Below are 21,972 nucleotides of genomic sequence, written 5' to 3' on the forward strand. Positions count from 1 at the left end.
GGATAGTTGCAGCGGGCGCGCCCCGGCGATGGCATCATGACGACCTCGCGTCTTCATTCTTCAAAGCTTTCCGAACATGTCCAACCTGATCGTTCACGGCGGCCTGCCGCTACGCGGCGAAATCACGCCGTCCGCCAACAAGAACGCTGTTCTGCCGATTCTCTGCGCCACCCTCCTTACCGACCAGCCGGTCCGCCTGATCGGCGTGCCGGAGATCACCGACGTCAAGAAAATCCTCGACATCTTCCGCGCGCTGGGCAGCGACGTGTCGGTGGATTTCTCGACCGGCAGGCTCGATCTGCATCATCACGCCACCACCTTCGACCCGGCCACGCACAAGCTGCCCGAGGAAATGCGTTCGTCGATCATGCTGGTGCCGCCGCTGCTCGCGCGCTTCAACGTGGCGCGACTCGAAAGCGATGTGAAAGGCTGCACGCTCGGCGTGCGCGAGATCGACCCGCACGTCGAGGTGTTCGAGCGTTTCGGCGCGCGCGTCACGCGCACCGACGAATCGCTGATCGTGTGCAACGAGCGGCGCATGGCCGCTAACGATCACTGGCTCGACTACGCGTCGGTGACGACCACCGAAAACTTCGCGCTGTGCGCGGCGGCCGCCGAAGGCACCTCCACGCTCACCAACGCGGCGTCCGAGCCGCACGTGCAGGAGTTCTGCCGCTTTCTCGCAATGCTCGGCGTGAGCATCGACGGTATCGGCACCTCGCGGCTCAGCGTGACGGGCGGCAAGCGGCTCGGCGGCGGCGAGTTCCGCTTCAGCGAGGACTTCCACGAAATCGCCACGTTTCTCGCGCTGGGCGCGATCACCGGCGGCGACATCGTGGTCAGGAATTCGGCGCCCGAGCAATTCCCGCTGATCGACCGCACGTTCGCGAAGTTCGGCGTCGACGTGGTGCATCGCGATGGCTGGTCGCGCGCGCACAGCAACGGCGCGCTGCAGGTGCGCCGGCCGTTCACGCAAAACATTCTCACCAAGGTCGAAGCCGCGCCATGGCCGTACGTGCCGGTCGATCTGCTGCCGATCTTCGTCGCGCTCGGCGTGAAAGCCGAGGGCAGCGCGATGTTCTGGAACAAGGTCTACGACGGCGCAATGGGCTGGACCAGCGAACTGTCGAAATTCGGCGCGCACGTGTTCCTGTCCGATCCGCACCGGCTGATCACGTTCGGCGGCCTGACGCTGAGCCCGGCGCGGGTCGAGAGCCCGTACATCATTCGCGTGGCGATTGCGTTGCTGATGGTCGCGGCCAGCATTGAAGGACGCTCCGAGATCATGAATGCCCTGCCGATCCGCCGTGCGCATCCGCATTTCGTCGAAAATTTGCGTTCGGTCGGCGCGAACGTGGAGTGGACCAGCAGCGAATAAAACCGCTGAAAACATGCTGTTTTATGCGCGCTGGCTACCCCGCCCGGCCGCGCGCTCACCACGCTCATCTTCTGACACAATAGGCACTCATTAGCCACTTCAGCAGGCACACTCATTCCGGACCGGCGGGCCGCTTTTGCTGCTTTCCATGGCACGGCGCTCCGCCGCCCGCTCTACCACCAGCCGATAAGCGATCATTTGCAAGATGCTGTCTTCAAACTCGATTAACGTCAGAGGCGCGCTGAAATCGGCGGGTGCCGAACTCGTCCGGTCCATGCACTTGCCGTCGGGCATCGTGGTATCGGAGTGGACCGGCCGCAATACGCTCACCGAGTATCAAAGCTCGAACGAGAACGTGCTGAGCGTGTATCTGTCGGGCGGGGAAAACTGCAACCAGGTGTTGGGACGGCAGATTTTGCGGCGGGGCTTCAAGAACGCGGTCTGCCTGTTCCCGATCGGCGAAGGCCAGTCGCAATGGCAGATCACCGAGCGGCTGAATTTCCTGCACGTGTATTTCGATCCGCGCAACTTCGAGGAAAGCCTGCTGCAGTCGCTGCGCCAGCCGCCGGAAAGTTATTCGTTCCGCGAGGTGTTCCAGGAGGCGTCGCCGGTGATCAGCGCGGCGGCCGCGAGTATCGCGCTCGCCGATTGGGACGATAAATCGCTGCTGCTCGGCGTGGACGGTCTGATGAGCTGGATTCTGCTCAACACGATCCGCTCGTATGCCGCCACCGATCTGGACACGCCGGCTACGCGCGGCCGCTTCTCGGCCCATCAGACCAAACTGCTGCGCGACTTTCTCGGCGACAACCTCGGCGAACCGGTGCGGCTCGAAGATCTGGCGAGCCTGGTGAGTCTCAGCCGGTATCACTTTCTGCGTAAATTCAAAACCACCTTCGGCCACTCGCCGCATGCGTTTCTGACCCACGCGCGAATGAGCCGCGCGCACAACCTGCTCAAGAACAGTCCGCAGAAAATCACCACCATCGCGCTTGAATGCGGCTACGCGCAGCATAGTCAGTTCACTACGGCGTTCAAGAAGCATTTCGGCTATCCGCCAAGGGCGCTGCGAGGGCTTTGATTGGCCACGCATCAGGATTCGACGCGGGCGTCGCGAATCAGACCGGCGATGTCGTCCGAACGCAATTTGCGGTGCGAGAACGCCGGCACGCCCAGCTCGCTGGCGAGCAACTGCACCTGATGCTTGTAGCTGCTTTTCAGATTGTCGTGGAACGCAATCGCATCGACGCCGCCTTTGATCGAGCGGGCGCAGGCCAGCAGATCGGGCAGCCGCGCCGACGATTCATAACGATGCGCGACCAGCCAGTGATTCGGCAGCAGATGCGAGAAAGCGAGTCCTTGCGTTTCACCGTAGTCGCGCAGCAGTTGCGTGAAACCCGCTTCGAAATGCGTGCCGCCGATTCCCAGCAGCGAAATCGCGGGCTTCTCCGGCGACTCGAACGCCGTGAGCAGCGCCCGCGCGAGCACCTCGGCGGCGGCCGGATACGACCATGCGCGCGGCGTGCTGCCGATCTCCAGATCGATCACCGAGGGCTTCACGAGGCTCACCAGCTTGCCGGACGCGGCGCCGTACAGCGGGCCGGACCAGTGTGTCGCCTCCATCCACGTCGAGAATTGCCCGAGGCCGGCCTTTTGCCGCTGCGTTTCCACCGCGAGGAACAGCGCGCGCGTCACGGCCGGATCGACGGGGCTGAAGGTGCCGGTTTCGATGTCGCCGGTGGTTTGCACCGTGAAGATCGGATCGGGCGCGTTCTTGCCTTCATGCCAGTTGACGATCACGACCGCGTCGGCGCTGCCGAACGCGTCGTTGAGGATCGGCGCGTAGCGGGGATAGTCGTGGCTCAGCACGTCGTCGAGTTGCAGCAGATCGCAGCGTACGCTGCCCAGTTGCGCACGCAACACGGGGTGGTTGTCCACGCTGCCGTCGGTCGGCGCGAACGCGCCCGAGGCCAGCAGTCGCTCGAGCACATGCGACGAAACAGGATCTTTTGCCGGGTCGATGCAAAAAGCCAGCACGATGTGGTTCATGGCCGTCCTTGATAAAAATGCGCGCAAGCCGTGACGTAGCGGCTAATGAGTCCATTCAAAACAGTACAAAAAAGACCGACGACGCCGTCATCAAGCCCATGGTCCGGTAGAACGCCCGGCCGCGCATCACCCCGCGCATCACGAGTCCGAACAACGCCCAGATCGAATTGCACGGAAAGAAGATCGCGCCGAGCGTGAGCGACAGCAGAATCGCGTCGGTGTGGATGTTGCCGGTCAGGGGAAGAAACGTGGAACAGGCCGTCGCGGCGAGCAGCCAGATCTTGGGATTCAACACTTGCAGCAAGGCCGCCTGAACGAAGGTGATCGGCCGCTCGGTCGATTTCTTCTGCGCGCTCGACGAATGCGACGTGAACAGCAGATACGACAGATACAGAATGTACGCGGAACCCACCACTTTCAGCACGAGATGCAGTTGCGGATAGCGGGCCAGCACACCGCCTAGGCCTAACGCCACCACCATGAACAGCACGAACACGCCAAGCGAAATGCCGACCAGCGAAGGCAGCGTGCGCCGGAAGCCGAACTGCGCGCAGTTGGTGGTCATCATCAGGTTGTTCGGCCCCGGCGAAATGGTCAGCGGGATCGAAAACAGCGCGACCTGCGAAAGCTGGGCAATCAGTGCGCTGTTCATCGTGCCTGATTCCCTTGCCGACGCACGGCCGACGCCGCGCGGCGATGTCGGAACAGCGCGAAGCGGTGCGCGAGTTCGACCAGCGGACCGCGATCGCGCATGCGGTACGTCACGCCCGCGTTGGGTTGCGGTTCGCTGTCCCAGCGCGTGACGTCCGGGTCCATCTTGAGGCGCACGACCAGATTGTCCACGGCGCGCCTTTCGGCGCGCGAATAGAGCATTTCCGAATTGTCGCCCGGCTGGAATTGCACCGTGTGGTGCGAGACGATCGCGCCGGTATCGAGACCGGACGCCACACGGTGCAGCGTCGTGCTCAGCTTGTCGAATTCGCCGTGATGCAACGCGAAGAAGAAACAGTGATTGCCCTTGTAATGAGGCAGATGGCCACCGTGCAGGTTAAGAATCCGGTCCGGTGGAATCTGCTCCAGCACGGCCGCGCCGATCTTCTTGGTGCCCATCACGATGTACGCGTCGGCGCCCTCTTCCCGCAAGGTTTCGACGACGCAGGGATCGTTGATCCACGGCGTTTCGATCAGGCGCACGCGAGCGTCGCGGCGCAGCGCGTCCCACGTGAGCGGCGCGTCGCCTTGCGTGAAATAGCGCTGACGGTACGTGTCGTAGCCGAACAGGCTGCGCCGCCACTGGTGATAAAGCGTCCAGCCGTACGCGCGGTATTGGCCGTTACGCCACAAACGGGACGCCTGCGCATGGCCGGGTTCGACGATGAGGCGCAGCTTGCCGAAGGTCTTCAGGATTTCGGCGGCCAGATACAGATGATGTGGCCCGTCCGAGCAAAGCAAGGTGATGTTCGGCATCGAAGGAGTCGATCGGGTCGAGCGGTTCAAAGGGTTCTCCTGAAGCGGCGATCGAGTTCACGCGTCAACGCGGCGGCGCGCGCCTCGCGCGCCAGATGATATCGACGGGCGTCGCGGAGTTGCATGTCGAGGACTTTCCATGCCGCGCGCGTGTTATCCGCCGACGGTCCGCCGCCGCCGCCGAGGCGGTCGACTACGTGGCCAGAGGTCAGTTCGTCGTTCATGCTGGCGACTAGGGCGCGCGCGGCTGCGTCGGCGGCGGACACGGCCCCGGTAGTCGCAAGGGCGTGGCCCACCAGCGCATGGGCATCGCGAAACGAAGCCTCGTGCCGCTGCACCAGCAGTTCCGCCACGAGTGTCGCGCAACCGTTACCCGCTTCAAGCGCGCGACGTGCTGCGTCTGCGTCGAAACGCGCGCCGTCGATGGCATAGGTCAGTACGGTCAACATATCGACGATCTGCCCGGTCGACTCGACCAGCGTTTCGACGGCCGTGCGGCTCGCCTGATAGGAGTTGCCGGTCGGCAGATGCGACAGCGACGACACCGCCATCGTCAGGCGGGCCGCGTTGCGTTCGTGGCCCAGCCGCAGCCATTCGAGCAGGTACGGGTTGCGCTTTTGCGGCATGTTGGACGAGCCGCCATACATCGCCTCCGGCAACGCGACGAGCGCCAGCTCACGCATGGTCCACAGTTGCAGGTCGCTGGCGATCCGGTTCAGGTTGCCGCTCAGTTCGGTCAGCAGATACACGCCGCGCTGCGCGTGATTCTTGTCGCTGATCGCCCGCAGCGAATTCGACGGGCCGCTCGCGAAGCCGAGCAAGGCCGCCGTGCTGTGGGTGTCGGTGACGAACGTCGTCCCCGCGCCCGCGCAGGCGCCGAGCGGCGACACGCTCAGGCTGTCGTGCAAGGCCGATAACGCGCCGAGCGTATCGAGCAGGATCTGGCCTTGCGCGACCAGGTAGTGACCGGCGGAACCCGGCATGGCCGTCTGATACTGGCTGTAGATCGGCAGCAGCACGTCGGCGGTTTCGTTGGCGCGCCGCGCCAGCACGGCGGCCAGGTCGACCGTGCGTGAACTGACCCGCGACAGCGCTTCGCGCAACGTCAGTGACAGATGCGTGGCGTTGATGTCGTTGCGCGAACGAGCCGCCTGAATCATGCCGCCCGTTTCACGTCCGCACCGGTCGATCACGTAGTTTTCGTAATCGAAGTAATCGCCGCGACCGGAGACGTGATCGCGCAGCAGTCCCGGTTCGGCTTCCAGCGCCAGCACGGCCTGTTTCAGCGCGGCGAACTGGGTGGCGTTCAGCAGGCCTTGCTGACGCAGCATCGTCAGATGGGCCTTTTCGATCACGAGCAGCGTGTCGGTCAGCGCGCCGAAGCCGGGCCCCGTGGTGCGGTAGACGATTTCGTGAATTGTCTGCGCGTCGGGCGGCGGGTCGCGCCGGTCGTCATAGAGCACCGCCGAGCGCATGCGCAACGACAAACTTTGCCGTAGCGCCGACATCGCGCTACGGCCAACCGAAATCACATAACCCGCGCGATCGGAAAAATCGAACTTGCCCGCGTTGACGCCTTCGCTGCGAAACAGCCCCGCGTCGACGCAATCGCGCGGAAAGTCGATGCCGACGTAACGACGCCCCACCTCCGGCACCACGAACGCCACCGCGCTGTAGAGCGCGGGCGTCGGCACCACGAACTGGCTGCGGCCGGCGAGATAGCTGCGTACGTACAGCTCCGCCATCGACCAGCCGAACGAACGCTCCATTAGCGTCGGAATCATGCCGCCGGCGAGCCGCGCGTTGATTTCAATAATCGACACCGCGCCGTCGTGCACCTTCACCTCGGTATGCGCGGGGCCGAAACTGTAGCCGACCGCGTCGAGCGCGCGCCGCACCGTATCGACAATGCGCGAGCGAATCACGGTGTCGAGGTCGGCCGGAAACACGTGCGCCAGTTCCAGAAAATGCGGCGGCTTGGTGACGAACTTGCGCGTCACGCCGAGAATCTGATGACCGTCGGCGTCGCTGAAGGATTCGACCGAAAACTCCGTGCCCGGAATGAAGCGCTGGCAGATCAGGTCGTCGTCGAATTGCAGCGGAAAGTCCTGCGCACGTTCAACCAGCCGGACGCCGATGCTGCCCGTGCCTTGCCGCGGCTTGACGATCACCGGAAAGCTCAGGCGCGCCACGGCATCGGCCGAGCGGATCGTCGTGGTGTGCGGATAGGCGACGCCGCTGTCGCGCAGCACGTCCTGCAAGCGCAGCTTGTCGCGACATAACGCAATGGCCGCGGCGGAGTTGGTCGGCAAACCGAGTTCGTCGGACAGCCGCGCGGCGATGTCGATGAAGGCATCGCTCGTCGATACGACGTAGCGGATCGCGTCGATAGGTGCCGAGGCCTCGCGAAGCGCGTCGACTGAACGCGTATCGCAGAGCACGACATTCACCGCGGCCGGCAAGCGGTCCAGAAAGGCATAGCGCGCCGGGTCGCTAATGAAGAAGTACACGCTGTCATACAGACACGACACCTCCAGCAAGCGGTGCCCAAAGCCCGTGGTGTTCGATTCGACGTAAATGATCGCCATGGCTTAACGGTATTGTTGAATATCGGCGCGCTGCCAGTTCATCCACGCCCAGTCCGAGCCAGGCGCATACGCGGTGGGCTGCGCGATCTGTTGCGGCGCGAGCGTGTCGTAGGCGGCGTTGGCCGGGTCGGCGGCGTAGGTCGTGTCGACGTAGCGCGAGCCGTCGTCCGGACTCAGGAACACCACGGGCGTCTCCGCATGGCGCTCGCGGACGAAGCGCGCGACCGCGAACGCCGCGCCGGTGGTCGGCCCACGAAAATGTCCGGTGGACGCGTACAGCTTGCGCGTGAAATGTTCCGCGAAGTCCGAACCGACCCAATGCACGTCGTCGAACAGCGTTTGCTTGAGGTTCTTCGGCATCACCGTGTTGCCGAGGCCGCGCAGTTTGCGCGGTCCGTCCGGCTGGCCGAACAGAATGCTGTTGAACGTATCGACACCCACCAGCGTGCAGTCCGCGCCGGCCGCGCGCAGCGCGCCGGCGATCCCGCAACTCGAACCGCCCGACCCGACCGGCGCGACCAGCACCAGCCGTTGACCCACGGCGGCGAGCAATTCGCGGCCTAGCTCGGCATAGGCGTTCGCGTTGTCCTCGTTGTCATATTGACGGCACCAGAACGAGCCAGGTTCGTCGTCGAGAATCTCGTGCAGACGGTCGAGGCGTGCTTTCTGATAGCCCTGACTGCCCTTCTTGTCGGTGATGATTTCGACCTGGCCGCCCAGCATTTCCAGCTGACGCTTATACGACGGCTCGATGGCCGGATCGCCGATCGCGACGAAACGATGCTTCAGGCGGTTGCAGACGATCGCCATGCCGAGCGCGAAGTTGCCGCTCGAGGTTTCCACGACCGTGCCGCCCGGCTTCAGATCGCCGCGCGCGATCGCCTTCTGGATGATGAAGTTCGCGGGCACGATTTTCATCGCCTTGAACGACACCATGTGCAGCGTGTGCTCCTGGTCGGCGATTGGAAACAGTGTGGCGTCCCGCATCGCGTCCAGCGAGGATTTATATCTGAGCATCTGGATTCCTATACCGTCGTGTATTGACTCGATTCAATCTGGAGCGCGCGCAGCGACGCCTGGACGTGCGCCGTTTTCGCGTGACGCTCGGGGTCGCCGGCGTCGTAAAGCAGGCCGATGCAGGTGCCGGAATGGGTCGCCACGAGGCCGAGCGCGTCGGTTCCTGCGCGCAGTTCGCGCATCAGGCCAATGTGCGGATGCGGGTTGAAGGCTTGCGACAGGTCGCAACTGCGCGTCGCGATCGCACCGATCGTGCGCAGATCGGATGCGCGGATCGCCTCTTTCATGCCGGCCAGCATGTCGCGGTACTCGTGACGCACCGCACTGGGCATCTCGTGCTTGCGACGGTTGAACTCGACGGTGTCGCATTCGCCGCCGCGGTCGGCGGAGACGATCGCGAGGCCCGGCGTGGCGCCGAGCTGTTCGTCGAGTTTGACTTCGCGGTGATAGAACGACACGACGCCGTCGTACATCACGCCGTCGGTCGGTTCGATGAAGCGCAACACCGATTCGATGGTTTCCGGCGCGGGCGTCTGGCCGTAATGCCGGGCCGCCGCGCGGATCGCCGCGACCATGTCCGCCGATGAACTCGCCAGCCCCTTGCCGACCGGGAACGTCGATCTGAAATTCAGCAGACCACCGGGCGGCAGGTCGGCGAGGCGCAGATAATCCTCGACGGCGCGACACGCCTTGGTCTTGCGGCTGACGTCGGCGCCCACCCGGTCGGTGCGCGCGGCGCTGAATTCGATCACACTCTTCAGGTTGATCGGCAGCGTGACGAGAATATGCCGGTCGTCCGGCAATACGCCTTGCATCAACTCGCCGAACGTTCCATGGCACTGACCCGTGGATGCCTGCGGCGCGTAATCGTGATGCTGAGGCGCCTCGTCCAGCTCATCGTGCTCGAATAGAACAACCATATATCTCCTCGTAAAAGACGCGACGATTTGATAAAGCCGAGCCCGGAGCATAGCGACGGTTGGCGGGTCAGTTCTTAGGGGGAATTGCGCAGTGCTATCTGAAAATTGCTGTTTGACGGCGAGTGGGCTTCGCCTTTGCTTGATCGGCCGTTGAGCCGCTGGGAATTGATGCGCGGGACATGAATCAATGCGCGGTGAGCGCGCATTGATGGTGTTCGATTGTCAGGCTTTGCGGCGCGTGTCGTGTTGACGAATCCTGAATCGTTATGACGGTTGAATCATAAACGCGGAAACGTTTGCGTGAGAAGTGCGGGGGTGCGCGCCTATGCGTTTCATGCGTTTCATGCGTTTCATGCGTTTCATGCGTTTCATGCGTTTCATGCGTTTCATGCATTTCATGCGCGCTGTCTGCTTCGTGTCGGTGAGGATCGACCGTCGCCTGACTTGCTAGTCGCCGTCGCCCGCGACGGCCGCGCCATCGATACGATGCCGCGCCAGCGACGCCTTCACGAACCCCGACGCCTTCATCTCCTCGACGAAGCTCGAGAGATAAGCGGCCGCGTCCTCGCCTCGCGCCTTGGGCACGCCCATCGCCTGCCGGATCACCATGAAGCGTTGATCGAGTAGGCGCAATCCACCCGTGCGCGCTGCGTCTTGCTGAAGTTGTTGTTTGACGCCCGCGGCCACGTCAAGATGCTGATCCAGAAAACCTTGCACGACCGCCGGCGATGTCGGAATGCGAACCAGTGTGGCGTGCTGAAGTTCGCGCGTCAGAAACAGATCGTAAGCACTGCCCTTGCCCACCGCGACGGTTACGCCGGGTCGATCGACCTGCGCATTGCCGGTGATCGGCGATGTATCGCGCACCAGATAGAAGCCTTCAATCAGCACGTAGGGCTTCGTGAACGCGATCTCCTCGCCACGTTTTGGATCGACAGCGAAGAAGCCGATGTCCGCTTTGTCCTGATTGACGTTATCGACCGACAGACCCGCCGATTTGACCGCGACCAGTTGCAGCGGCACGCCGAGGCGTTTGGCGAATTCGGTGGCGAGATCGACGGAAACGCCGACGGGTTGACCGGTGGCCGGATCGAGACTGGCCAGCACCGGATTGCCGAGATTGATCGACGCGCGAAGCGTGCCGTGCGGGGCGAATGCGGAGGCCATGGTGGTCCTTGAGGGGGTGGGCGGGGTCGTCAGAGCTGGTGGTTGCGAGGCGCTTTGCGTTTGGCTTTGCGTTTGCGCGAATGCGGCTGTGGGCATGAACGCGAGCATGGACAACGCGAGCCCCGTGGGGAAGACCGCGCTTGTTGCCAGCACAACGGCAGCGGCCCGCGTTTTTATCGTGGGGCGATGGGGTTTCATTGTTGAAAGACTGTTCATCTTCGGCTGCCTTGGGTGAGCGAAGCAGAACGATATTATGCGGGTGGTTGCGGAAGACTTCATGCCGGGCGGCGCGAGGTGGCGGCGTGTGATGCGTTTACGGGTTATCGCCAGGCTCACGGGGGGCTTCAGGGAACGGGGGTTCGTGGGCGTCGTGGACGTTGAGCGGCTCACCCTTATGTAGCTCGGGCGTGATGGTATTGAATGGTGAAGGAGGCAGTGGTCTGAGGTGCCAGTTTTTAACCAGGGGTGGCCACAGGATTCGGTTTTTCGTACGGCGTGTGCGCGATGGGGAGCGGGAGTTGTTGATCAACCCTGACGCGACATTGTTAAATCCGGAAAGCAGACATTCAACGTGGTCGTTCTTGAGAGAACGGATACGACAAGCCACTTCTGCGGGCGGGTTGGTGGGTGTATCTACGTGCATTTGATCAATGTCTTGAGTGGGCGCTGGGGCCCCTACTGCGCCGTGGCTATTCCATTTTCACTGCTTGGTCCATTGTCTCTGTCGCTCAAGTACCGTCCGCCGCTGCCGTTATCGCAGTGGGCACGTCCTTACACCCCTCAAATATTTCCATAATCTTTCGGACATATGAAGCACTTCGCTCCCATCCTGATCGCAATCATGTGGCTGTCTTTTTCGTCGACCGCATCTGCGGCCAATTGTTCGAATAACAGTCAGATCGATCGAATAGTGTGCCTCGATAATGGTCTTCAGATGGAGGATGCGAAAGTCGCCCTTCTTATACAAAGGTTGCTGCTCGCTTACAACGATTCACAGCAACGCAGTCTGATCGTCGGACAGATGAATTGGCTGGAACTGCGGGACGAGGCGTGTCTAATCGACGGCCTGCCCTCAGAGCATCTCGCGGAATGCATCACTAACGTCTACCGAGAACGCGAGGCCGAGCTAAATGATGAATTGGTCGTCCAGCAGTCTTATGTAGTGCAGGCTTACGCGGCGGCTGCCCCTGACCTCGAGGCAATTCTGGATCGTGGAGATATTCTGGATGACGGCGGTGACGGAATGTACTACGCCATGTACTTTGATATGAATTTCCAGACCTATCGACATCCAAAAACCTGTCGCCAGTTGTACACATTGAATGCGGGCGCATGGCAGTACTCGTCGGATACGATGGGCGATAGCGCATATGGCGCCAACTATCAACTTTGTCAATTCGCACTATTGTCCGCCCAGGATCATTCTTCGAAAAAGAGAGCGCAAGACGCCGTCGACCTGGACAATGTCGAGATGTTTTCTAACGAATTCATGTGTCTCATCTATTCCTGCGACGGTAACCACTACGATCAACTCAAACGTGTGGAGACCTTTCATCGCCGCGATCAAGAGGGGGAGATACGAATTACAGACGGCAAGTTCCCTGTCTGGACTTACCCGGGATGCGAAAAGGTTCTGGTTAAAAGCGTTGATTCGTTCTGCTTCGACGACTTCAATGTGCGTTACCACACCTCTGCACAGGGAGACTACACAAACAAAGGCCGACGCGAAGTGTTAATGGATATTGCTTACTGGCCGACACAAGGAAGCATGCGAGGCCACGTGCTCGTCGTCGCTTGGTACGATCCTAGGCTGAAAGCTATCCGGCCGGAAAGAATCGCATCCTCAAGCAGACTTAGACTAATACCCCAAAGCGACTTTGACCTTCCGTTCAAGCCAGTGCCGCTGCGGGGCCACAAACGCCTAGGCGCTATTGCCGGCAATCCTCAGTGATTCGTCGGCAGCGTGGCGATCTAATCCCGCAGACATCAAATTGGCACCGATCTGGCCGCCAACTTCGAACGGCTGTTCCTGGCCGACCTGGGAGGAATGGCGACCGGCCCGGTTCGACCCGGAGCGGTCAGTTGCAGTTCTCATTAGCGGTCATTTGGTAAACGCATACTCATCCTTGACACGCCTCAAGGATCTCGTCGAACCGCTGTTCAATCTTGAGTAACGGCTATTGGACAGGTTGATCGCAGCCAAGCGTGGAGGAACCCCAACGACATCGGCAAGTGTCGCAACGCGTCCGAGGACAGCCCTATAGTAAAGCGGACCAACGCTTGCGCCGCGGGCCGTTCAAAACACGCCCGCGCCTGCGGCAGCAGCGGTGATAGTTCGCCATTAGCGGAGATTAATCCCCCGGGATGCGTGGCAGTTGGAAGCGCAGGATCAAATTCCACGCCGTAAAGAGCAGCCACTGACGGGTTTGCTGTTGCTCCCGAAGTGGTCACCGCGAGAGCAATGAGTACGCATATTTTACGCATTGGAGCCCTATGTTTGCCGTAAGGCCAGATCCCTCAACTTTCCCCGTCGTCGACGACGTATCGACGTAGATTGTCGATGATTTAGCTATGCGCGTCGATAGTCCCTTCATGGCCGGATAGCACCCGACAAATGAACACGGCTGCACATTCGAGACGTGCGGGTCATTACTCGTGGCTTCGCCAATGTTCATCGCAAGCTGCATAGCCTTGTCGGCAAAAGCCACTTATGACGATCTCGACAAGTCCCACTTCGGTCACATCATGAATCGGCTCCGTTTCAATACGCATTTGTTGAACGGATGGATCAGCTCGTCTCGCGAAGATTGCGCCCACCGATTGAGCACGAGCATGAGCCATCAGTTGCTCTCGGTCCGTTGATGCAGCACTTGGCTCTGCGTCACCATGGGCAACGATATAAATCACCGCAGAACTGAAATCATCCAGATGGCCGGCAACCTCTTCGAGTCTATGTTGTTTCGACTTCGAAAGAGTTAGTTCACCGCGATCAAAATACGCCTTGAGCTCTACTCGATACGACGCGGGTACCAACGCCGTAGCCCGCTTATCCCATCCCAAGATCATCAGCAGCATAATCAAGAACGCGGCTCTCTTCAAAACGCCCCCTGAGACTTTCGATATTAATTGAGCGTAACACGCAAGCGCATCCGGTTACATGGCTGGCCCGTCCTCAGCCGATTGCTGCCGATTTTGGCGGACGTGTCGAACGACCGCAACTGGCCGCACTGCGTCTCACCACCTAGTACGACGACCGTCTCGGGCTGCGCATCATGCAAAGGACATAACCCGATCGGGAAGAGACGTTTAGCTTTCTCGCAAACGGACCGTCGCGAACAGTAGCTCGAATCGTTCAGTCGAGGACTTGCGATAGCGAATCGTTACTCAGTTCGAGTGGACTGTTCTTTCGTATTGCGCGCTATCGGCCTGATTGTTTGTCCATCCCTCACCGGAGCCTACCCATGTTCTCATGCACCTCATCGAACCGGGAAGCGCAAGCGGATCTCTCCCGTCGAGAAAGCAAAGATTGGTAGAAACCGACGCAGGATTGATAGGCTGGCCCGCCGCATCGTTGTTGCCTAGAAACGCCTGAACCTGGAGGTCAAGCTCATCCTCACCGTCTAGCCTCTGAGGCGGTACGACTCGTCTGCCATTGATACTGACATCGAATTCCATCCCGGGAAGTGCTCTGCCGGGCCAGTGATCCAGAATTGACACGACAGCCTTTTGACCCGCCCCAAGATCACACTCGAAGGGGTGTTTAGAATATTGCTGGATGAATTTCCTCAGTTCGTATATCCCTTGCCTCGCCAGCGGTGCTGCTTGCGAGCATCCGGTGTCGCACACATTCCAGGTAATGAACGTGCTGACCTCGAGCCGGTTGATCGCACTCATACACTGAATACGAATGAAACTGTAAGGGGCATCTGCCCAAGCTCCCTGCGAGAGGAACGTCAGCCCAGCCAGTATGAAAGTCGCTCGCGAAACACTTCGCGTCTGTTTGTAGTCGGACATACCATCCCCTGATTTACCGGCTGGCCGATCACCGTCCAAAGCGCTCGGCGTGCTCTGGACCCGAAACAGATGATGGGCTGTCTGTAAGCCGATCCCGTGCTGCGACTTCGGCGGCGCGCGAGGAAGCCAATCGCATCGGAAATAATCGACCCAAGCGGAACTCATTGTTCCAAATGTTCAGCAATTGCCTCAACGCAACGTTCATGCCGATCAACGTGATCATAGCCATGCATCATCGCGCATGTCTCGACGCCCGAATAGAGGTGCTCCACGGTCGGGAGAGCAACCAGTGCAGGTTTGAACGCGTCGTAGCCGCGCACACACTGATTCTGTGGGAACCGATATGACGTAAAAGGTGCTGGAAGAGGCAGAACTGTGGCGTACGCCCACTTCAACGCTGGCAATTGCGGGGATGAGACGGGAGATTTTGGGAACGCCGATCGCGCACTAGCTCGCAGGACATCGTCAAACTGAATCAACGCAGATGTTGCTGCTTGCATGCAAAATTCGTGAGCTGTCGCAAACGGCTCAACAGACTCAGCGTTGGGACCGGGAATATATTCCATCCGTCCCACACCGATGCGTTCAATAGAGCGAGCCGGCACCACGAAGTTATACCCGGCATACGCGTTAATCATCGGGGTTGCTAATATTAAAAACGCGAGCGCCTTTCGCATGGATACCTTCGACGAAATGAACAGACACTGTCTGTCGAGTCAAGTGCTGCGGTCTACAATTAAGACATTGTCGACGATTTGTGAACCTCGGTCGAGTGTCCCTTCCTTGTCGGACACGGTCCGATCGCCACAGACCCTAGCCGACCCGGAACAGATGCACGGTGCCGCGTTAAGCCTAGGACATCTTTCAAGGTAAAGCGGTCGTTCGTATCAGCGAGGCGGCGGTTGATCGGTTGCTCGAAATCGAACCTTGCGGAAGGCGTTTCACGACGCGCCGGATCACACAGTGGTTCCTAGAGTGAATAGTGATATTCATCGCTTACAGAGCCCTTGAACTCGTCAGCATTCCGCACGTGCCGAGTGCACGTAAAACCAAGAGATTCGACGAGTCGAATCGACGCTACATTCCGCGTATCGATTTCCGCATTGAACTTAACTATGCCGTAGGCTTCGCGAAGAGCAGGCAGGAGTACGTTTAAAGCTTCCCTTGCATAGCCCAGACGTTGACTCGGCGAAAATACGAAATACGCTATGAAAGCCTCTTTTGAATTCAGGTTGACCGTCGCCTGAACATAGCCGTGCGCTTTGCCGTCAAGGCCAATTAGCGCCCAGTTCAACCAGGCCTCGGTATCATCAGAAGAACGGCGGCTTTCCAGCTTCCGATATCTGGCGGTCAAATCTTCCAGCTTTGTCGGCGGCTCTTGCGGAATGTAAAGATAGCCACCGGGGTTGGCAAGTCCGTCGAACATTACCGCTGCATGGCCTGCGGCCAGGGGCTCAAGTCTGATACGTGGTGTCAACAGAATTGAAGAATCAAAAGATGTTGCGCTCAAGAGTGCCCACTCGTTTGGTTTTGAAGGTCTGTTCACAAACTAGGTACAGCCGTTCGAACAGCAAAATAATATCGCGAACGAGTAGCTGCTGCTGGCCGATCACTGCATCACGCAATTGGCATACATCACCCGAATTTCGCAAGACATCTACCGGCAGCACGCGACCCTGAGCGGTCCTGATCCTTCCCAAAAGCGGCCTAGACATGCATGCGCATCTAGGCCGGCAAACCGGAGCCGACAGCACAGAAACCGGAGCCGCAGCGTCCTGCCAGCCCGCCTCGTCACATTGCGAGTTCATTGCAGTCCAGGGATCAAAGATCTCCGCGTTGGTACTCACTATGGAGTCGACTCGCCGTCGATGAGTCGAACAGCGTGTCGAGACGTGCACGAGCGATCATCTGGCGAAACTTTCCGTGCTGCGTAGCGTCGCCGGCATCGTGCATCGTTTCCGTCATCCAGAGACTGAATTCCTGATACTTCCAGATGTGCGGCAGAACGGTGTCGGAATAACACTCTAGCCCGATTTTGTCGTGATGGAGTACTGCGCTTGTCAACGCTTGAGCGAGGACGTCAACATCGAACAGGGCGAGATTCATACCCTTCGCACCAGTAGGCGGTACAAGGTGTGCGGCATCTCCGGCAAGGAAAAGATTCCTGTACTGCATAGGCGCGTAGACCACGGAGCGCAGGGGGACGAAGTCCTTGTCATGGACCACCGCATCCCGGATCGTGTTGTCGTTCCGTCGCAGCCGGATTTCATTCCAGAGTCGTTCATCGGGCCAGTCCTCGGGGCCATCGCTTAGCGGGCACTGGAGGTAGTACCGACTTTTACTGGGGCCGCGAGGAAGTTGCGCGACAAAACCGTGATCGCTTACGCCCATGATCGGTTGTCCGGTTACCGGGGCGTCGACCAGCGCGGCCAACCACGCATAGCCGAACTCGTAACTAAACTCACTGAGAACACCATCGGGAATAGAGGCTCGGCTTACGCCGCGATCGCCATCACACCCTACGATGTAATCACAGAGAATTTCATGCGGACCAGTCGAATCGGAATAGCTGACCCCCGGTCGACAGTCCTGTTCGTTGTGGATTGCCACGTCAGCGACCGCGAAGCGGACGTCCCCGCCACCAAGGTCAATGTGTTCCCGCAACAGGTTCCCAACCAGCATCTGCTGGGTGCAAAACCGACCTTCGCTGCCATCGTCTCCTGATGTTTCAAAGATACGGCCTATGCCGTTCACGCGGTAATCAATGGTCTGCGCGACAGGGCCGCCAAGAAGCTTATCGGCCAACCGCCACCGTTCAAACATGCGCACGCCGCGAGCCTCAACGACACCGGCGCGTTGACGTACCTCGATGTATGCGCGCTCACGCCGCTCAAGTACCACGCAATTCACCCCCGCACTCTGCAGGAAGGTCGCCAGCGTCAGACCAGCCACGCCGGCCCCAACGATGACAACCGAGGTTTCCTCGCAATTTACTTCCATGATCTTCATCCCGTCGTTTGATTTCGATGGAATCAGAATATAATTTTTTAGTTATATTCTCTAATCACATTGCCGGAGTCCATTGCGGCGTGAAGCGAAAGATAGATATCTCATTGAAAAAGCAGGCGAAACAGGGGCGCTCTATCGCAACGGTCGCCGCCATTGCCGAGGCTGCCACTTACATTTTGCGTCGTGAGGGGCCCAGCGGCTTCACTGCCAACAAGGTCTGCGAAAAAGCGGGCGTCAACATCGCGTCGTTCTATCAGTACTTTCCGAACAAGCAGGCTTTGCTCTTTTATGTAGCCCAGACGGCCTGGGAAAGGCAGCTTGCAAAGCTATCGCCGATCCTCCAGCGATCGGGTTTCGATCACCAAGGTAAGTTACGGGAATTTATTCGCGAATTTTTCAGGATCGAGGCGGCGGAAGCGGACCTGCGTCAGGCATTGAAGACGGCAGCGGTTGATCTCAAGGAGACGAAGGAGTTCCGGGATCTGATTGCGGAGGGCGCAGCACTGACGAAGGCATTCATCAAAGACGCGCTAGAAATCGCGGATGCCGAAGATCTCGACTTCAACGTCAACTTCATCGTCCTGCTGGTCACAAGCTTCGCCGAAAGAACCACGGACGAGCGAACCTCAACTGCAAAACTGATTCGTCAGGCCGATCTTCTCTGCGACATGCTCATTGCTTACTTCGGAATTCCTTCTGGTTCGCCACCTGGGATTGTTGGCGATCTGGCGTCATCTGTTGAATGATCGCAGCTGGTCGGAGACGGTTCGATCGCCACGGACCAGAGCCGACCCGCCGAAGCCCGTCGCGCTTACAGAAAGCGGGCGGGCGTCAGCCCCAATGTCGTAGATGCTGACGCGACCGGCGGCCAGCGCTTTCTTTCGAATCTGGCGCTGATCGCCGAAAGGCTAAACGCGATTGGCAAGAACACTATGACAATAGATCGTCGGCGAGAAGGGTGTGGTCCCCTACTCTTTCGCAAAATCACGCTGACGGTGTCCTTTGTTACGCCGCTGATTGTGTTATTTGCTGTGCGATATTGGGTTCGGCGTGGTTGAACGATTGAAGATCGTCATCGACCTCGGTGTCGCCCACCCGCATCGCGCGGCTAACCGCAAGCCCCGTCCTCACGATCCTCAGGCGACTTCGGAACGCGCCGCCTGCGGCGCCAATACGAGCCGATTACCGCCGAGCGACTTCGCGTTGTACAACGCCGTGTCCGCAGCCGCCAGCAGATCGCCAAGCGTGGGCGCCTCTACTCCCAACTGTGCTAGTCCGACACTAACGGTTGCTTCCATGGCCACGCCATCAATAAGGTGAGGAATCGCCTCAGCGAAACGTTTAGCGATGGTCTCACCGACGTCTTTGGCGCCAAGAGCACCCTGGTTGGGAAGCAAGGCAGCGAACTCTTCACCGCCGATGCGCGCGAGAATCGCATCCGGACCCGCCACGCGCCGGGCTATGGCGCCAAATGCCTTGAGTACCTCGTCGCCCGTCTTGTGGCCGTATCGGTCATTGATTGTCTTGAAGAGATCGAGATCGAATGCGAGGAGGGAAATCGGGCGGCGTGATGCTTCGTCGCGGATCACGCGCGTCCCCTCTTCAAAAAACCATCTGCGATTGCCCAGACGGGTCAGGTAATCGGTCTGGGAGTCTCGCAGAAGCTCGCCGTGGGTTTCCTCGCGAACGAGCCTTAGCAGAGTCATCGGAAGAACAACCGAGTACAGTACGCCTTCGTACATCGTCACGCTGCTCGCGATCGACACGACGTCCCGCCCGTACCTCGCCGCCAGTAGAGGCAGGATGCACGCTCTGGCAGCGTACAAAAGTGCATGAATGCCCGTAACCCACACCGCGATATGGCGCGAAGGTAGCGATTTCATGCCATCGGATTTCCACAGTTCGACCGAGGTCGCGCCGCTGGCCAGCGCGATCGGAATGGCGCTCGCGTAATACCACACCGAATCTTCCCAGCGCGCGCCCGCTACGGCCCATGTGAGCGCCAGCACAATGAGCATCGCTACGGACCGGCCACGGTATTCCCCGCCGCTCAAGGATGCGACGCCTTGCAGCACCAATAGGTAGCCAGTCACGATAACGAGGTTGCTCAAGGCGGAGCCCGTCGCACCGGGCAGCTCGTGACGAAACGTTACCGCCGCACATCCAATGGCAAGCGTTGCGTAGCCCGCTGCCAGAATTTTCAATTCCTTGCTGCGCCTGGGATGTGCGCGATGTTCCCAAAGCGTCATCCCGGAACTGGCTAAAAGCGTCCCGACAATGAGGAAATAAATGGTGAGAAGATCGACGTGCATCGCTGAGGGCAAGAATCCAGCGCCGGTGCGTTGCGGCGGCAATTCCAGGCAAAAGTTTCGATAGCGGAATGATAGGCGAGTTATCGTCACGGGTCGTGACGGACAGAAAAGGCCATACCGCGACGCAGTTCATTTAACGGCGGAAATGGACCAAACTTTAGAGCCGTCAAATCGGCAACGAGTCGATCAGGCTGCCATCAAACCAGCACGCCACCGCCGTCCACCGCAACGGTCTGTCCGGTGATATACCGGTTGGTCATCAGGTAAAGATAAGCGTGCGCAAGATCGTCGGCCCCTGCGACATACCCCACCGGCAAAGCCTCCCCACTCGCGGCGAAAAGCGCCTCACGGTCGGCGTCGGGCAAATTGGCCCACAGCGGCGTACGTACCAACCCCGGGCTCACCAGGTTGACGCGCACCGGCGCCAATTCCACCGCCAGCGCCCGCGCGAGGCCTTCCATGGCGCTACAGGCACCGGCAAGCGCTACCCAGCCCCGCTGCGGCCGCAGGCTGGCGACACCGCTCGTCAGCACGACGGAGCCGCCGGGACGTAGATACGGCGCTCCATGTTTTACGGCGGCAATGGCACCGAAGACACGCACATCGAACACCTGACGGACCGTGTCGAGATCCATCCCGGCGAGCGCTCCGGTTTGCAGCGAATCGCCCGCACTGTAAACCAGATGATCGAACGGCCCGATCTGTTCGAACAAGCCGCGCACGGCCGACTGTTCCTTCAAATCGACCGTGTAGCCAGTGGTCCGCTCGCCGAGCCCGTTCACGGCGTCGGCAACCCTCTCAGCGTTCGATGAAACCACGATCACAGAGGCGCCAACGGCCAACGCGGCTCGGGCCGTGGCGAGGCCTATGCCCGATGTACCGCCCAACAGGACGATACGTTGATCCCGAAGCTTCATGTCTGCAGCGGTCATGGTGGAAAGTCCTCGCAAGATGGTGTGAGTGCAGCAAGGACCCCAGTATTATTCTTTAACTAGGGTTGATAAACCCAACATTCCTTCGAGCACTTCTTAACAGGACTTGCGAATGGATCGATTCAGCAGCATGACCGTCTTCGCGCGCGTGGTCGAATACGGCAGCTTCACCGCGGCGGCCGAGGGCAGCGGCATGACGCCGACCATGGTCGGCAACCACATTCGCGAACTGGAGCGGCGCCTCAAAGGCCGCTTGCTGAACCGCACCACGCGACGTCAGAGTCTGACGGAACTCGGCAAGCGTTATCACGCGCGGTGCCTCGAAATCCTCGCGCTGGTGGACTCCGCCGAACTGGACGCACGCGAGATGCAGAGCAAACCGCGTGGCCGGCTGCGAGTGAGCTGTCCGGTTATCTATGGCACGCGTGTGCTCGTTCCGGCACTGGCCGGTTATCTCGACCGCTATCCCGAAGTGCAGGTCGAATTGTCATTGAACGACCGTTTTGTCGACCTCGCGGAAGACGGCTTCGACGCCGCCATTCGCGCGGGCGTGCTGCCGGACTCGGGCTTGATCGCACGGCCGCTGGCCTGCTCGCCGCGCATCGCCTGCGCGTCACCGAGCTATCTGGCGCGCCATGGGCATCCGCAGATACCGGCGGATCTCGCCCAGCACAACTGTCTGGCTTTTATGGTCGCGACCGGTCCCGAACGCGAGTGGTGCTTTCCACGTCCCGACGGCAAGGGCATCGAGCACATTCCGGTGCGAGGCCGCCTCGACGTCAATGGAGGCCTCGCACTTCGCGAGGCCGCGCTCGCGGGATTGGGGATCATTTTCCAACCTCAGGTGATGCTGCAAGAAGATCTGGACGCGGGCCGGCTAGTTCGTCTGTTTCCCGACTGGCCGGCGCAAACCTGGCCCATCCATCTGGTCCATCTGCCCGACGCGCACCTGCCACCGAAGCTGGTGACGTTCATCGCCTTTCTCCAGGAAACGTTGGGACAACGCAGCGAAGCTCGGCCCCGATCTTCCCGGCGCCGCGCCATGTCTTCGTAGGTGTTAGCCGATGCCGCCGTCCTAACGTGCATGATGCCGTTTTCCGAAGCCACGCCAGGGAGCCT

General features: G+C 60.0%; 20 protein-coding genes. 5 read left to right on the forward strand and 15 right to left on the reverse strand.

Annotated elements, in window-relative coordinates; translation table 11 throughout:
• Positions 1–76: 76 nt before the first annotated feature.
• A complete protein-coding gene (locus B0G83_RS26090; RefSeq protein WP_105510278.1) occupies positions 77–1,378 on the forward strand; it encodes a UDP-N-acetylglucosamine 1-carboxyvinyltransferase in 1,302 nt (433 codons plus the stop codon).
• 99 nt (positions 1,379–1,477) lie between these two features.
• Here the strand turns inward: B0G83_RS26090 and B0G83_RS38730 are convergent, their stop codons facing one another.
• A complete protein-coding gene (locus B0G83_RS38730) occupies positions 1,478–1,672 on the reverse strand; it encodes a hypothetical protein (protein WP_181157095.1) in 195 nt (64 codons plus the stop codon).
• Here B0G83_RS38730 and B0G83_RS26095 point away from each other — a divergent pair.
• Positions 1,653–2,459: a helix-turn-helix transcriptional regulator gene (locus tag B0G83_RS26095; protein ID WP_258168272.1), complete on the forward strand. Its 807-nt coding sequence runs from the start codon at positions 1,653–1,655 to the stop codon at positions 2,457–2,459. The genes B0G83_RS38730 and B0G83_RS26095 overlap by 20 nt on opposite strands.
• 11 nt (positions 2,460–2,470) lie before the next feature.
• On the opposite strand, the gene B0G83_RS26100 is transcribed toward B0G83_RS26095, so the two are convergent.
• The 7 genes from B0G83_RS26100 to B0G83_RS26135 all read right to left on the reverse strand — a co-directional run bounded on the left by B0G83_RS26100 (position 2,471) and on the right by B0G83_RS26135 (position 10,586).
• Positions 2,471–3,427: a D-aminoacyl-tRNA deacylase gene (locus B0G83_RS26100; RefSeq protein ID WP_105510280.1), complete on the reverse strand. Its 957-nt coding sequence runs from the start codon at positions 3,425–3,427 to the stop codon at positions 2,471–2,473.
• Positions 3,428–3,482: 55 nt separating this feature from the next.
• Positions 3,483–4,079, reverse strand: coding sequence for a LysE family translocator (locus B0G83_RS26105; RefSeq protein WP_105510281.1), 597 nt, complete (start codon positions 4,077–4,079; stop codon positions 3,483–3,485).
• Positions 4,076–4,924: a formyl transferase gene (locus B0G83_RS26110; protein WP_258168273.1), complete on the reverse strand. Its 849-nt coding sequence runs from the start codon at positions 4,922–4,924 to the stop codon at positions 4,076–4,078. Before B0G83_RS26110 ends, B0G83_RS26105 begins: the two co-directional genes overlap by 4 nt.
• Positions 4,921–7,482: a lyase family protein gene (locus B0G83_RS26115; protein WP_105510283.1), complete on the reverse strand. Its 2,562-nt coding sequence runs from the start codon at positions 7,480–7,482 to the stop codon at positions 4,921–4,923. Before B0G83_RS26115 ends, B0G83_RS26110 begins: the two co-directional genes overlap by 4 nt.
• Before the next feature lie 3 nt (positions 7,483–7,485).
• The gene (locus B0G83_RS26120; protein ID WP_105510284.1) at positions 7,486–8,499 is read right to left on the reverse strand and encodes a pyridoxal-phosphate dependent enzyme; all 1,014 of its coding nucleotides are present in this window, start codon (positions 8,497–8,499) and stop codon (positions 7,486–7,488) included.
• 8 nt (positions 8,500–8,507) lie between these two features.
• A complete protein-coding gene (locus B0G83_RS26125) occupies positions 8,508–9,419 on the reverse strand; it encodes a GHMP kinase (protein WP_105510285.1) in 912 nt (303 codons plus the stop codon).
• Positions 9,420–9,866: 447 nt separating this feature from the next.
• Positions 9,867–10,586 carry an ABC transporter substrate-binding protein gene (locus tag B0G83_RS26135; RefSeq protein WP_258168275.1) on the reverse strand — a complete coding sequence of 240 codons (720 nt, stop codon included), beginning with the start codon at positions 10,584–10,586 and terminating at the stop codon, positions 9,867–9,869.
• 808 nt (positions 10,587–11,394) lie between these two features.
• Between B0G83_RS26135 and B0G83_RS26140 the strand changes: the two genes are divergently transcribed.
• Positions 11,395–12,537 (forward strand): hypothetical protein, encoded by a 1,143-nt coding sequence (locus B0G83_RS26140; protein WP_105510287.1) that lies wholly within the window; start codon positions 11,395–11,397, stop codon positions 12,535–12,537.
• A 698-nt stretch (positions 12,538–13,235) separates the two neighbouring features.
• Here the strand turns inward: B0G83_RS26140 and B0G83_RS26145 are convergent.
• The 5 genes from B0G83_RS26145 to B0G83_RS26165 form a co-directional block, all read right to left on the reverse strand.
• Positions 13,236–13,667 carry an OmpA family protein gene (locus B0G83_RS26145; protein ID WP_146120294.1) on the reverse strand — a complete coding sequence of 144 codons (432 nt, stop codon included), beginning with the start codon at positions 13,665–13,667 and terminating at the stop codon, positions 13,236–13,238.
• A 303-nt stretch (positions 13,668–13,970) separates the two neighbouring features.
• Positions 13,971–14,600, reverse strand: a complete 630-nt coding sequence (locus B0G83_RS26150; protein ID WP_146120295.1) for a hypothetical protein — start codon at positions 14,598–14,600, stop codon at positions 13,971–13,973.
• 161 nt (positions 14,601–14,761) lie between these two features.
• On the reverse strand, positions 14,762–15,277 hold the full coding sequence (locus B0G83_RS38270; protein ID WP_146120296.1) for a hypothetical protein: 516 nt from the start codon (positions 15,275–15,277) through the stop codon (positions 14,762–14,764).
• A 293-nt stretch (positions 15,278–15,570) separates the two neighbouring features.
• Positions 15,571–16,110 (reverse strand): GNAT family N-acetyltransferase, encoded by a 540-nt coding sequence (locus tag B0G83_RS26155; protein WP_146120297.1) that lies wholly within the window; start codon positions 16,108–16,110, stop codon positions 15,571–15,573.
• 311 nt (positions 16,111–16,421) lie between these two features.
• Entirely contained in the window at positions 16,422–17,609 is a 1,188-nt protein-coding gene (locus tag B0G83_RS26165) for a 4-hydroxybenzoate 3-monooxygenase (protein ID WP_219849046.1), read from the reverse strand.
• Positions 17,610–17,689: 80 nt separating this feature from the next.
• Between B0G83_RS26165 and B0G83_RS26170 the strand changes: the two genes are divergently transcribed.
• Positions 17,690–18,355, forward strand: a complete 666-nt coding sequence (locus B0G83_RS26170; protein WP_105510292.1) for a TetR/AcrR family transcriptional regulator — start codon at positions 17,690–17,692, stop codon at positions 18,353–18,355.
• Positions 18,356–18,745: 390 nt separating this feature from the next.
• On the opposite strand, the gene B0G83_RS26175 is transcribed toward B0G83_RS26170, so the two are convergent.
• Positions 18,746–19,921, reverse strand: coding sequence for a diguanylate cyclase (locus B0G83_RS26175; protein WP_105510293.1), 1,176 nt, complete (start codon positions 19,919–19,921; stop codon positions 18,746–18,748).
• Between the two features lie 197 nt (positions 19,922–20,118).
• The gene (locus B0G83_RS26180; RefSeq protein ID WP_258168276.1) at positions 20,119–20,853 is read right to left on the reverse strand and encodes an SDR family oxidoreductase; all 735 of its coding nucleotides are present in this window, start codon (positions 20,851–20,853) and stop codon (positions 20,119–20,121) included.
• Between the two features lie 112 nt (positions 20,854–20,965).
• On the opposite strand from B0G83_RS26180, the gene B0G83_RS26185 reads away from it, so the two are divergent.
• Positions 20,966–21,907, forward strand: a complete 942-nt coding sequence (locus B0G83_RS26185; RefSeq protein ID WP_105510295.1) for a LysR family transcriptional regulator — start codon at positions 20,966–20,968, stop codon at positions 21,905–21,907.
• Positions 21,908–21,972: the final 65 nt, after the last annotated feature.

It is taken from the genome of Paraburkholderia sp. BL21I4N1, from assembly GCF_002973525.1.
Classification (GTDB): domain Bacteria; phylum Pseudomonadota; class Gammaproteobacteria; order Burkholderiales; family Burkholderiaceae; genus Paraburkholderia.